Source organism: Streptomyces sp. NPDC088923 (genome assembly GCF_044749745.1).
Classification (GTDB): Bacteria; Actinomycetota; Actinomycetes; order Streptomycetales; family Streptomycetaceae; genus Streptomyces.
Window position 1 is genome coordinate 432,258 of record NZ_JBIVIO010000001.1, and the last position, 12,600, is coordinate 444,857.

Here is a 12,600-nt window from a genome sequence, read left to right on the forward strand (position 1 = left end):
CGGGTGTCCTGTCGGTGGCAGCCGGTACGGTGGAGAGTCACACGCCGTACCGGCCGGTCGCGGCGCGGAAGCGGACACGTACGTAAGAGAACGACCGAACGAACCGGGCGGTGGCCATCGTGTTGATGCAGGGCTTCAGCAACTTCCTGTCCCTGCTGTCCCTGGCGTTGACTCTCTTCTGCGCCTTCGCGTTCTTCGACAGCCTCTTCCGCCGCGAGGACGCCTTCCGCGCGGCGGACAAGAAGACGAAGCCGTTCTGGGCGATCATCCTCGGGCTCGCGCTCGCGGTCGCGCTCATCTTCGGCTTCATGTCGTTCCTGCCGATCATCGGGCTCATCGCCGCGATCGTGTACGTCGTGGACGTACGACCAGCGCTCAAGCAGGTCACGGGCGGTGGCCGGCGGCGCGGCGGGTCGAGCAGCGACGGTCCGTACGGGCCGTACAACGGCGGTCGCTGAACCCCCTCGGGGCCCACCGGCGGAGCCCCCCGGCTCAGTCCCCCGGCTCAGTCCTGCCGGGGGTACTGCGCGGGGGTCAGCGCGCGAGGAGGATCGCCGCTACGTCGTCGGTGAGTTCGCCGCCGTTCAGGTCGCGGGCCGCGTGCACCGTGGACTCCAGGAGTTCCGCGCCGCGCAGGCCCGCGCTCTGGTGCTCGCGGACGAGCGCCAGCATGCCCTCCTGGCCCAGCCGCAGGCTGCCCGCGCCGATCCGGCCCTCGATCAGGCCGTCCGTGTAGAGCATGAGCGACCACTCGGGGCCCAGGCCCACCTGGGTGCGCGGCCAGCGCCCGCGCGGGAGCAGACCGAGCGCGGGCCCGCAGGGCTCCTGCGGCAGCAGCTCGGCGCGCGCCCCGCCGCGCCGCACGACCGGAGCCGGGTGCCCGGCCAGGCACATCGCGGCGCTCCGGCCGTCCGGGGCGATGTCGACGGTGCAGAGCGTCGCGAAGATCTCGTCGTTCTCGCGCTCGTGCTCCAGGACCTCCTGGAGCGTCGCGAGGAGGCGGTCGCCGCTGAGTCCGGCGAGGGTCAGCGCGCGCCAGGCGATGCGCAACTCGACGCCGAGCGCCGCCTCGTCCGGGCCGTGCCCGCTCACGTCGCCGATCATCGCGTGCACGGTGCCGTCCGGGGTGCGCACGGTGTCGTAGAAGTCGCCGCCGAGCAGTGCGCGCGAACGTCCCGGGCGGTAGTGCGCGGCGAAGCGGAGCGGGGCGCCTTCGAGGAGCGGGGTGGGGAGCAGCCCGCGTTCCAGGCGGGCGTTCTCCTGGGCGCGCAGGCGGCCCTCGGTGAGCTGGCGCTGCGCGGTGTCGGCGCGTTTGCGCTCGACGGCGTAGCGGACGGCGCGGCTCAGGACGCGGCCGTCGAGTTCGTCGCGTACGAGGAAGTCCTGCGCCCCGACGCGGACCGCCTCCGTACCGCCCTCGACGTCCTCGGACGCGGTGAGCGCGAGGACCGCGTGGTGCGGGGCGAGGGCGAGGAGACGTCGCAGGACGGCGAGCGGCTCGTCGTCGTCCGCCGCCGGGAGATTCAGGTCGAGCAGGACGCAGTGCACGTCGTCGGTGAGGAGCCGGGCGGCCTCGGTGAGGTTGCGGGCGGTGCGTACCCGGATCGGCTTGCCGGAGGCGTCGAGCATCTCGGGGATGCTGAGCGAGCCCGCCGGGTCGTTCTCGACCAGGAGCAGCGTGAGGTGGCCCGCGCCCGTGGCGGGGGTCGCGGACGGCGGCGAGTCCGGGTGCGGGGCTCCGTCGCGTGGGGCTCCGTGGTGCCGAACGCCGTCGCGCGGGGCTCCGTGGTGCGGGCCCGGTTTTCCGGGGCCCTCGCCCTCGCCCGGCTCGGGCGGGGTGTCCCCGGTGGGGGCGACGGGGGTGACGGTGAGGCCGGTGCCGTGGGCGAGCAGCCCCGCGCCGAGGTGTTCCGCGCGAGGGTGGTCACCCGGGGTGACCGGGGTGGGGTGCGTGCGGGGAGCCGTGGACGACGGCGCCTGGACCGGTCCTGGCCGGTTTCCGTTCCCGGGTACGGGCATCAGCTTCGTTCGCCTCCCTCCGAGGCCGCGACGGGACGCCGAACGGCGCCCCACCGACCGGGACCCTAGCGGGCGGGGCGCCGCGAACGGAATGCCGGGCGGGCGCGGAACAGCGGCATATGCCGCCCCCAGCAGGCCATTTGTGGACGAGCCGACCGGGCGCGGAATGACGAAGGTCACGCCGGGAGCGTGCAACCGGTGGGGAGTTCGTGGCATGGGTCACGCGGGGCGAGGTCAGTCCTTGGCGGGGCTTTCGTCCGCCTTGGTGGCCTTTTCGGCCTCGCGCTGCGCGGTGTCGGCCGCATGGCGCTGCGCGGTATCGGCCGCGTCGCGCTTCGTGACGCGCGCGACGCCCTTGTCCGCGCCCTTCTCCCCGCCCTTCCTCGCGTCCGTCTTCGTCTTCGTCTTCGACTTCGACTTCGCCCCGTCCTGCGGCTCCGTCTTGCCCTCCGCCTCCGGGTCCGGGCGGACCGCGCCGAGGATCTGCATGGAGCCGACCCCGGCGACGGTGACCGAGCGGCCCGGGCGGGGGGCGTGGATGATGTTGCCCTTGCCGACGTAGATGCCGACGTGGCTCGCGTCGGAGTGGTAGATGACCAGGTCACCGGGGCGGATCTGACTCAGCGGTACGTGCTGGAGCTGACGCCACTGCTCCTGCGAGGTGCGCGGGATGATGCGGCCCGCCGCCGCCCACGCCTGCGAGGTGAGCCCCGAGCAGTCGAAGGAGTCGGGGCCCTCGGCGGCCCACACGTAGGGCTTGCCGAGCTGGGCCGTGGCGAAGGCGACGGCTTTCGCGCCCTGTTCGCTCGCCCCCGTACCCGTACTGACGTGCTGGTTCGCGCCAGCGCCAGCGCCAGCACCCGCGCCCGCGTCGGGGAGGACCCCGGTGTCGAGCAGGCGGGCCTGCGCGCGCTCGGCCGCGGCCTTCTCCAGGGCGCGCAGCCGCTGCCGCTCCTTCTCCTCCAGCCGGGATTCGAGGAGCTTGGCCGCCTTGATCTCCTCCCGGACCTCCCCGCGCGCCTTGTCCTTCGCCTTCTCTGCCTGTTCGAGACGGTGGAGCGAGGTGGTCGCGTCCTTCTTGTCGCGCGTCAACGCGCGCTGTGTCTCGCGGACTTGGTCGAGCAGGATGGCGCTGCCCTTGTTGCCCTGCTTGGCGAGTTCGGCGGCGCGGAGGAAGTCGTCGGGGTCGTCGCTGAGGAGGAGGCGCTGCTGTACGGAGAGGCCGCCGCCCTGGTCGCGGTACTGGGCGATCGCGGCGGCGGCGAGGCGGTCGCGGAGGCCGGCGAGGCGTTGTTCGCCCCGTACGACCTGGGTGGTGAGCGCCTCGACCTTGTCGGACTGCTCGGAGCGCTTCTCCTCGGCGGCGTTGTACGCGTCGGTGGCCTTGCCCGCCTCGGTGTAGAGGGCGTCGATACGGGCCCGTACGGCCTCCAGCTCGGCATTGCTCAGCTCCTTGCCGGGGGAGGTGCTCGTGGCGCCCCCCGAGCCGGGCTCGGGGAGCGGGGCCGCGAAGGCGGAGCCGGGAGCGGAGAAGGCGAGCGCGGCGCAGACGACGGCGAGCGCGCTGAGCAGCGACCGGCGCCCTCCCCTCCGGCCGCGCGGGGCGTTCGCCCTTGTCCGTACGGACGCGTCCCGCGCCTCGTCCCGCACCTCGTCCCGCACCTCGCCCTGTGCCTCGCCCTGTGCCGCGCTCGCGTCACGGTTCAACGTCCCCGCCCCCTGATCCCTCAGTCCCCACTGTCCGTGTATCCGGCCGCCAAAGGTCCCTTACCGCAGGTAACCCACACGGATGGTGCCATGCCGCCCCCGCGTGGCGACAGAGGCACGGAGCGAGGGTTTGCTGTGAATCCCCGCCCCTTCTCGCGAGCCTCCCCCGCCCCACCCCGCACTTCCCCGCGCGCGGCCCCTCGCGCTCCCGGACGAACAAGCGGACCGCATCGTTCCCACGAGGCGCGCCCCCTTCACCCTCCGGGCGCCACCGCCCCCCACTCCACCGTCACTTCCCCCTCCCGCCACAGCTCCTCACGCCCCACCAGCGGCCATCCCGCCGCCCGCAGCGTGCGCGCCGTCTCCGTCCAGCGTTGCCGCGCCCCGTACGCCGCGTACGGGGCCGCCGCCGCCCAGGCGCGGTCGGCGTCGCGGAGGAAGGCGTGGACCGGTTCGCCGGGGACGTTGCGGTGGATGAGGGCCTTCGGGAGGCGTTCGGCGAGGTCCGAGGGGCGGTCCAGGCTCGCGAGGCGGGCCGCGAAGGTGACCGTGCGGGGGCCCTCGGGGCCGAGCGCGATCCACACGTGCCGCCGCCCGATCTCGTCGCACGTCCCCTCGACGAGCAGCCCGCCCGGCGCGAGCCGCGCGCACAGCCGCTCCCAGACCCCGGCGACCTCGTCCTCGTCGTACTGCCGCAGCACGTTCGCCGCCCGGATCAGCAGCGGCCGGGCGCCCGCGGGCAGCGGCACCTCGAAGCCGCCGTGCAGGAAGTCGAGCCCCTCGCGCCGGTACGGGGCCGCCGCCGCCACGCGCGCGGGCTCGATCTCGACCCCGTACACCCGCACCCCGGGCGCCGCCGCGCGCAGCCGCCCGAGCAACTCGACCGCCGTCCACGGCGCGGCCCCGTAGCCGAGGTCGACCGCGAGGGGGGAGGTGGCGCGGCGCAGCGCGGGGCCGTGCGTGCGCGCGATCCAGCGGTCCATGCGCCGCAGCCGGTTCGGGTTCGTCGTGCCGCGCGTCACCGTCCCCACCGGGCGGGCCGTCGCCGTCCCCACCGGGCGGGCCGTCGCGGTTCCCACCGGGCGGCGCGTCCCTGTTCCCGCCGGGCGGGCGGGGGAGAGGCGCGGGTTCATGGGTACGAGGGTACGGGGGCCAGGGAGTACCGGGAGCGGGCAAAGGTGCCCGCTCGGTCACCGTGCGTCAAGGTTGATCACCGGACGGTCAGGGTTGGGTAAAGAAACGGTCGCCGGTGCCGCAGCGGAAATGGACTCCCGACCTCCGGTGTTCCCGCTTGAGGGCCGTTCTCCGCCCGTACCGCGTGGGACGCGCGAGCCGGACGGGGCACGGGCCCGCGAGGCGGCCCCCTACGGCGTGGGGAAACCGCCCCGCGCCGCACCACGCGCACGCGGACGAAGACGTCACGCGGGCGAAGACGTACGGCGAAGACCCGCAGCCGACCGCACGCCGCAAGGAGGACCGCCCCGTGAGCCAGTACGTGTCGAGGCTCCGGCCGACCGCCCCCGGCGGGAGGACCGGCACCGGCCGGCTCGCCGCGCAGGCGGGCCGCCTGCGCCTGCCGGGTCCCGGCCGCCGGGTCCCGCGCCGCGTCGCCATGCTCAGCGTGCACACCTCGCCCCTGCACCAGCCGGGGACGGGCGACGCGGGCGGCATGAACGTCTACATCGTGGAACTCGCGCGCCGCCTCGCCGCGCACGACATCGAGGTGGAGATCTTCACGCGCGCCACCGAGGGCGGCCTCGACCCGTGCGTCGAGCTGACCCCGGGCGTTCTCGTGCGGCACATCGACGCGGGCCCGTACGAGGGCCTCAACAAGGAGGACCTGCCCGCGCAGCTGTGCGCCTTCACGCACGGCGTCATGCGCGCCTGGGCCGGGCACCGCCCCGGCTACTACGACCTCGTGCACTCGCACTACTGGCTCTCCGGGCACGTCGGCTGGCTCGCGGCCGAGCGCTGGGGCGTGCCGCTCGTGCACGCCATGCACACGATGGCCAAGGTCAAGAACGCGGCGCTCGCCGAGGGCGACACCCCCGAGCCCGCCGCGCGCGTCATCGGCGAGACGCAGGTCGTCGAAGCCGCCGACCGCCTCATCGCGAACACCGAGGAGGAGGCCGAGGAGCTGGTCCGGTACTACGACGCGGACCCCGCGCGGATCGCCGTTGTCCACCCCGGTGTCAATCTCGACCGTTTCTGCCCGGGTGACGGCCGTGCCGCCGCGCGCGCCCGCCTCGGCCTCCCGCAGGACGCCCTCATCCCGCTCTTCGCGGGGCGTATCCAGCCGCTCAAGGCCCCCGACATCCTCCTGCGCGCCGTCGCCCACCTCCTCGCCGAGCGCCCCCACCTGCGCGGCCGGCTCCTCGTCCCCGTCGTCGGCGGCCCCTCCGGCAGTGGCCTCGCGAAGCCCGAGCGGCTCCAGAAGCTGGCCGCGCGGCTCGGCATCAGCGACGTCGTACGTTTTCAGCCCCCTGTCGGGCAGGAGCGGCTCGCCGACTGGTTCCGCGCCGCGTCCGTCCTCGTCATGCCCTCGTACAGCGAGTCCTTCGGGCTCGTCGCGATCGAGGCGCAGGCGGCGGGCACGCCGGTGATCGCCGCCTCGGTCGGCGGGCTCCCGGTGGCGGTACGGGACGGGGTGACCGGTTTCCTCGTACGGGGCCACGAGCCCGCCGACTACGCGGCGCGCCTCGCCCGCTTCGTGGACGCCCCCGAGCTGACCGCGCGCATGGGCGAGGCGGCGGCGCGGCACGCGCTCTCGTTCGGCTGGGACACGGCGGCCTCGGCGACGGCGGAGGTGTACGCCGCCGCCGTGCAGGAACGCAGGCGTCGCGTACGCTCGCAGCACGTCTGAGCAGCTCGCGACCGGGAAGGAACGCGCAACCATGACCGCAGCGGAGAGCCCCGACGCCGTCCTGACGGCCTTCCTCGACGACGCGGAGCTGGAGTGGGAGAGCCCCGGGCCGGGCAACTACGTGGTCAAGCTCCCCGGCACCCGCAAGCTCTCGACGACGCTCTCGCTCCTCGTCGGCAAGCACACCCTCTCGCTCAACGCCTTCGTCGTGCGCCACCCCGACGCCAACGAGCCCGCCGTGCACCGCTGGCTCCTGGAGCACAACCTCAAGCTGTACGGCGTGAGTTACGCGATCGACCACCTCGGCGACATCTACCTCACCGGCCGCCTCCCGCTCGCCGCCGTCACCCCCGGGGAACTCGACCGCCTGCTCGGCTCGGTCCTCGAAGCGGCGGACGGCAGCTTCAACACCCTCCTCGAACTCGGCTTCGCCGACGCGATCCGCAAGGAGTACGCGTGGCGCGTCTCGCGCGGCGAGTCGACGCGGAACCTGGAGGCGTTCGGGAGGGTGACGGGGCAGGACAGGGGCTGACACCCGGAACTCCCTCGCAGGGCTGCCCGTTGTGGCCCGTCGGGGGGCCTCCCGTCCCCTAGGGAAAGCGTTCGAGCGCCCCGTAAGGGTTCCCCCCGACGCTTCCCCGAGGGCGGTCGAACGGATTCCCTAGGGGACGCCAAGGCCCCCCACGGGACCCAACGCGTCGCCCATTGCGCTGAGTTCCCCATGGCCCCCGAATTTCCCGCCCCATCGCCCCGCGAAAAGCCCCCATCCCGCCCCACCACGGCCGCCTCCGCACGACTTGGGCGGGTCCCCGGCGCCCCGGTTCGTCGCCCCCGTGTCCGTACGGGACGGCACCGCGTACGCCCGCGCCCGGCGCCCCCTCCACCCCGCTCCCCGCGCGCGAGACCCCCCGCCCGCCTAGGCTCACGGCACCCCCCGCTCCCCTCCCGAAAGGGCCCTCCGCCGTGCGCGACATCCGTACCACCGAAGACGTCCGCACCCTCGTGGACGAGCTGTTCCCGGTCGCCCCCGCTCGCGGAGGCGACGACGCTCTCGCCCTCCTCGACGACCTCTTCCCGGCCTCCGCCGACCGCTGGAGCGAGGGCGGTTCCGCCTGGTGGGACTCCTTCTACGGTGACCCCGACCGCGCGATCCCGTTCCGCGACGCCGGCCCCGACGAACACCTCGCCGCCTACCTCGCCGCCGGCCGCCTCGGCGCACCGGGCCGCGCCCTCGACCTCGGCTGCGGTACGGGGCGCAACGCCGCCCGACTGGCGGCGCACGGCTGGGAGGTGGACGCCGTCGACCTCTCCGGGACCGTCCTCGCCACGGCCCGTACCCGCGTCCCCGCGAGCGTCCGCCTCCACCACGGCGACGCCTTCACGCTCCCCGCCCTCACCGGCCCCTACGACCTCGTCCACGACGGCGGCTGCTTCCACCACCTGCCCCCGCACCGCCGCCCGGGCCACCTCGCCCTCCTCGCCCGCGTCCTCAAGCCCGGTGGCCGGCTCACCCTCACGTGCTTCGCGAGCGGCCACCCCGACTCGGGCTCCGAACTCCCCGACGCCGCCTTCTACCGGGGCGAGCACGCGGGTTCCCTGCACGGCGGCCTCGCCTACTCCGCCGAAGCGCTCCGCGAGATCTTCGCGACCGCCCCCGCCTCGCTGAGCTGCGAGGAGTTGCGCCCCATGCGGGTTCCGTCCCCGGACGAGGGCCTCTTCGGCGCGGAGTTCCTGTGGGCGGGGCTGTTCCGGCGGGCGGCGTGAGTGGTATCCCGTTCGCACGCACGGCGTACAGCCCGTGGACGTACCCGTACTTCACGAAGTGAGGTCACCGACGTCCAGCCCCTGCGGCACGTGAGGAGCGGGGTCCGGGGCGGAGCCCCGGGAGACCGGCCCCGGCTCACCCGCTGCCTTCGCCGTCCGCAGGACGACCCCGTACCCCGCCCCCGCCACCGTCCCGAGCACCGCGCACGACCCCCACAGCCACCCCGCGCCCAAGTGGTCGATCATCGCCCCCGCCATGAGCGGGGCGACCAGCGCGGCGGCCGACCAGGACAGCCCGTACACGCCCTGGTAGCGCCCGCGCCCCCGTACCGGTGAGAGCTGGACGACCAGGCTCGTCTGGGTCGGGGCGTTGACCATCTCGGCGAGCGTCCACACCGTGATCGTCATGAGGAGCACGGCCATCGAGTCCGCGAAGGCGGTGAGCCCGAGCCCGTACCCCGCGAGGAGCGAGGAGAGCACGAGCAGCCGGCCGGGGGAGCGGTGCTCGATGAAGCGCGTCAGCGGGATCTGGAGGACGACGATGAGGACGCCGTTGAGGGCGATCGCGCTGCCGTAGTCGGCGGGCGAGAAACCCGACTGACCCATCGTGATCGGCAGTCCGACCTGGGCCTCCTGGAAGACGAGCGCGACGAGGAACGACAGCCCGGCGACGGCCATGAACCGCCCGTCCCGCGCGACCGTCCGCAACCCCACCTCGTCCTCGCGCGCCTCCTTCCCGGGCCGCTCAGGGCGGGTCTCGGGGAGCTTGAGGAAGACGACGATCGCGCACGCCATCGTGAGAGTCGCGTCGCCGAGGAAACCGGCGAGGTAGCTGTACTCCGCGACGAAACCGGCGAGGACCGAGGAGACGGCGAAGCCGAGGTTGATCGCCCAGTAGTTGAGCGCGAACGCGCGCACGCGGTCCTCGGGCGGTACGAGGTCGGCGAGCATCGCCTGCACGGCGGGGCGCGCCGCGCTGTTGACGAAGCCGACGACGGCGGCGACGCCCGCGATCGCGACCGGGTGCGTGACGAAGCCGAGCACCGCCACCGCGACGGCCGTCGCCGCCTGCGCCGTGAACATCGTCGGCCGCCGTCCCCAGCGGTCCGTGAGCACCCCGCCGACGAGCGAGGCGAGGACCCCGCCGAGCCCGAAGAGGGCGGCGACGAGACCCGCGTACGAGGCGGAGTAGCCGCGTTCGACGGTCAGGTAGATCGCCATGAAGGTGTAGACGAAGCCGCCGAGCCGGTTGATGAGCGTGCTCGTCCACAGCCACCAGAAGGCGCGCGGGAGCCCCGACACGCTCTCGTGCAGAGCGCTGCGCACCCGCGCGACGGACGACATGGGACCCCCTGGGGACGAAGCTGCGGTAAGAGGCCGAATGGCTAGCCGAACCTTACGAAGGGGCAGGGGCGCGAAGCCACTGGATTGACGCCGCCCGTCAATCGTCGGCGGCTGCCGGGAAGGGCCTCGGAAGAGCCCCGCGGCGCCCGTACGGAAGAGCCCCGCGGTGCCCGTACGGAGAGCCCCGCGGTGCCCGTACGGAAGAGCCCCGCGGTGCCCGTACGAGCGGGCCGTTCCAGGCTCCGGGCAGGCGCGGCGCGGGCCGTACCCGTGGATTACGCTCGGGACCATGGCCGACGCACCGTACAAGCTGATCCTCCTCCGCCACGGCGAGAGCGAGTGGAACGCGACGAACCAGTTCACCGGGTGGGTGGACGTCAATCTGACCGAGAAGGGCGAGAAGGAGGCCCTGCGCGGTGGTGAGCTGCTGAAGGAGTCCGGGCTGCTGCCCGACGTGGTCCACACCTCGCTCCTGAAGCGCGCGATCCGCACCGCGCAGATCGGCCTGGAGGCCGCCGAGCGCCACTGGATTCCCGTCCGCCGCTCCTGGCGCCTCAACGAGCGGCACTACGGTGCGCTCCAGGGCAAGGACAAGGCACAGACGCTCGCCGAGTTCGGCGAGGAGCAGTTCCAGCAGTGGCGCCGCTCCTACGACGTCCCGCCGCCCCCGCTCGCGGCCGACGCCGAGTACTCGCAGGCGAACGACGCGCGCTACCAGTCGATCCCCTCGGACGCCCGCCCCGACACGGAGTGCCTGAAGGACGTCGTCGTCCGCATGCTCCCGTACTGGTACGACGACATCGTCCCCGACCTCGCCACCGGCCGCACGGTCCTCGTCGCCGCCCACGGCAACAGCCTCCGCGCCCTGGTCAAGCACCTCGACCAGATCTCGGACGCCGACATCGCGGGCCTGAACATCCCCACGGGCATCCCCCTCGCCTACGACCTCGACGCCGACTTCCAGCCGCTGAAGAAGGGCGGCACCTACCTCGACCCGGAGGCGGCGAAGGCCAGCATCGAAGCGGTGAAGAACCAGGGCCGCAAGTAACGGTTTCGCCCGGGCTCGCGAAGGGGGGCGCTTTCCGTACGAGGGGATGTGCACTCGTACGGGAAGCGGACCTCCCGTCGTCGGCTGCGGGACAATCGTCTCCGTGACCGCACCGTCCGACGTCCCCGTCCTACGGCGTGCGCGGTTCGCCCGGCGGCTGCCCACCGCCCTCGCGGAACTCGTGGGACCGCGTCACGGCACCGTCCGCCTCCCGCCCCACCTGGCCTGGTCCGGACTGACCGCCTTCGACCTCGACCGCCCCCGCTTGCGGATGAGCTACTGCCGCATCGTCATCGGGGAGGCCGGGCGCGACGACCTGTGCCGCTATCTCGACCGTGGCCTCCTCCTCACCCTGTGGCCCACGCTGCGCACGCTCGTGAGCCGTGACATCCGGGTGGTGTGGGAGAACGCCTTCCCGGAGCTGCGGACGGCCGCGTAGACGCTCCGGTCGTTCACGAGGATGGGTCTGCCGATCGGAACAGTTCCGACAACCCTGTCCCCAGCACCGCCAGTGTGCGCAACGAGTGCCAAGCCGCGTCCGCGTCGAGCCCGGCCCAGGCCCGGACTGTCTGTGGCGACAGATGGAGCTCGATCCGGCGAGCCAGAACATCCGCGGCCACTGGCAGGTGCGGGTGGGGTGGGGGATCGTCGAGAAGGTCTTCCAGGCCGCGACGGGCACGAAAACACCGGTCGTTGACGATCTCCCGAGGCGGGGGCGAAGCGCGACGCCCCCGGTCTCGTGCGCTCGCCCCATGGCCACGCCCTCCTATGCTCCTGCACATGAGTAACAACCCCCGCAAGTCCGGGTCAACGCCCCGCCACTCCGTCTCCGTCGCCGGGGCCGTCACCGACTCCGAGGGGCGGTTTCTCGTGATTCGGCGGGCCGATAACGGTGCGTGGGAACCGCCGGGCGGGGTGCTGGAGTTGGGGGAGACGCCGGAGGCGGGGGTGTGGCGGGAGGTGTGGGAGGAGACGGGGGTCGAGGTGGAGGTCGGGGGGCTCAGTGGGGTGTACAAGAACCTGGCCAGGGGGATCGTCGCGCTCGTGTTCCGGTGCCGGCCGGTGGGAGGTGCCTTGCGGGTGTCGGAGGAGGCCAGCGAGGTGGTGTGGCTGACCGCCGATGAGGTGCGGGAGCGGGTGGCCGAGGTGTTCGCCGTGCGGCTTTTCGACGCGGGGCGGAGCGGGGTCGTCGTGCGGAGTCATGACGGGTGGACGTTTGTTGATGGTTCGTGACATTCGTGGGGGCTTCGGGCGGGGAGTGATGTCCCGTACGCACCTCTCGTGAAGCCAGGAGTCCCATGCGCCGCCGTCTCGTCCCCCTCGCCGTCCTCGCCGCCACCGCCGCCCTCCTCGCCGGCCCCGCCGCCCAAGCGGCCCCCGCCGCCAAGCCCCCCGCCGTCAAGGCGTGCTCCACCGCCGCCACCTCCCTCGCCGTCGACAAGGTCAGGCGGCCCGTCAACCACCTCCTCCTCACCCTCACCAACGACGGCAAGCGCCCCTGCTACGCCTACGGCGCCCCCACCGTCGTCTTCGACGACGAGCCGGCCGTGACCGGCGTCCTGGAGGACAGCGTCCCGCAGGCCGTCGTCACGCTGGAGCCCGGCGAGTCCGCGTACGCGGCGATCGGCCTGTCCAGCCCCGGCGGCCCGCGCGGCCGGACGGTCCACCACCTCAGCTCCTGGCTCGCCAACCGCAAGCTCCAGGCCGTCGGCGACCCCGCCACGCTCGCCCTCCCCCGTCCCACCCACGTCGACGACTCCGCCTACGTCACCTACTGGCAGTCCACCCCGGACCTCGCCCTCACCTGGTAGGCCCGTCCCCGTCCCGGTCCGGCAACAGCCTCGTCACCGATGCC

The 12,600-nt window shown here is 73.6% G+C and carries 12 protein-coding genes; 8 read left to right on the plus strand and 4 right to left on the minus strand.

Annotated features, from left to right (window positions below; translation table 11 throughout):
- The first annotated feature begins 119 nt into the window (after positions 1–119).
- Positions 120–458, plus strand: a complete 339-nt coding sequence (locus ACIP4O_RS02140; protein WP_164291822.1) for a DUF2516 family protein — start codon at positions 120–122, stop codon at positions 456–458.
- Between the two features lie 76 nt (positions 459–534).
- Here ACIP4O_RS02140 and ACIP4O_RS02145 read toward each other — a convergent pair whose 3' ends face one another.
- The 3 genes from ACIP4O_RS02145 to ACIP4O_RS02155 all read right to left on the minus strand — a co-directional run bounded on the left by ACIP4O_RS02145 (position 535) and on the right by ACIP4O_RS02155 (position 4,709).
- Positions 535–2,019, minus strand: a complete 1,485-nt coding sequence (locus tag ACIP4O_RS02145; protein WP_401570434.1) for a PP2C family protein-serine/threonine phosphatase — start codon at positions 2,017–2,019, stop codon at positions 535–537.
- Between the two features lie 234 nt (positions 2,020–2,253).
- Entirely contained in the window at positions 2,254–3,726 is a 1,473-nt protein-coding gene (locus ACIP4O_RS02150) for an NlpC/P60 family protein (RefSeq protein WP_401570437.1), read from the minus strand.
- Between the two features lie 254 nt (positions 3,727–3,980).
- Entirely contained in the window at positions 3,981–4,709 is a 729-nt protein-coding gene (locus ACIP4O_RS02155) for a class I SAM-dependent methyltransferase (protein WP_401573771.1), read from the minus strand.
- A 500-nt stretch (positions 4,710–5,209) separates the two neighbouring features.
- Between ACIP4O_RS02155 and mshA the strand changes: the two genes are divergently transcribed.
- From mshA to ACIP4O_RS02170, 3 genes are all read left to right on the plus strand, one after another.
- A complete protein-coding gene (gene mshA, locus ACIP4O_RS02160; protein WP_401570440.1) occupies positions 5,210–6,589 on the plus strand; it encodes a D-inositol-3-phosphate glycosyltransferase in 1,380 nt (459 codons plus the stop codon).
- 31 nt (positions 6,590–6,620) lie between these two features.
- Positions 6,621–7,121: a YbjN domain-containing protein gene (locus ACIP4O_RS02165; protein ID WP_401570442.1), complete on the plus strand. Its 501-nt coding sequence runs from the start codon at positions 6,621–6,623 to the stop codon at positions 7,119–7,121.
- A 470-nt stretch (positions 7,122–7,591) separates the two neighbouring features.
- Positions 7,592–8,353, plus strand: a complete 762-nt coding sequence (locus ACIP4O_RS02170) for a class I SAM-dependent methyltransferase (protein WP_401573773.1) — start codon at positions 7,592–7,594, stop codon at positions 8,351–8,353.
- Between the two features lie 51 nt (positions 8,354–8,404).
- Here the strand turns inward: ACIP4O_RS02170 and ACIP4O_RS02175 are convergent, their stop codons facing one another.
- Positions 8,405–9,697, minus strand: coding sequence for an MDR family MFS transporter (locus ACIP4O_RS02175; RefSeq protein ID WP_401570445.1), 1,293 nt, complete (start codon positions 9,695–9,697; stop codon positions 8,405–8,407).
- Positions 9,698–9,986: 289 nt separating this feature from the next.
- On the opposite strand from ACIP4O_RS02175, the gene ACIP4O_RS02180 reads away from it, so the two are divergent.
- From ACIP4O_RS02180 to ACIP4O_RS02195, 4 genes are all read left to right on the plus strand, one after another.
- Positions 9,987–10,745 (plus strand): phosphoglyceromutase, encoded by a 759-nt coding sequence (locus ACIP4O_RS02180; protein WP_361331009.1) that lies wholly within the window; start codon positions 9,987–9,989, stop codon positions 10,743–10,745.
- A 103-nt stretch (positions 10,746–10,848) separates the two neighbouring features.
- Positions 10,849–11,184: a transcriptional regulator gene (locus ACIP4O_RS02185; RefSeq protein WP_401570448.1), complete on the plus strand. Its 336-nt coding sequence runs from the start codon at positions 10,849–10,851 to the stop codon at positions 11,182–11,184.
- A 329-nt stretch (positions 11,185–11,513) separates the two neighbouring features.
- A complete protein-coding gene (locus tag ACIP4O_RS02190; RefSeq protein WP_401570451.1) occupies positions 11,514–11,978 on the plus strand; it encodes an NUDIX hydrolase in 465 nt (154 codons plus the stop codon).
- Between the two features lie 65 nt (positions 11,979–12,043).
- Positions 12,044–12,556, plus strand: coding sequence for a DUF4232 domain-containing protein (locus ACIP4O_RS02195; protein WP_401570454.1), 513 nt, complete (start codon positions 12,044–12,046; stop codon positions 12,554–12,556).
- Positions 12,557–12,600 lie beyond the last annotated feature (44 nt).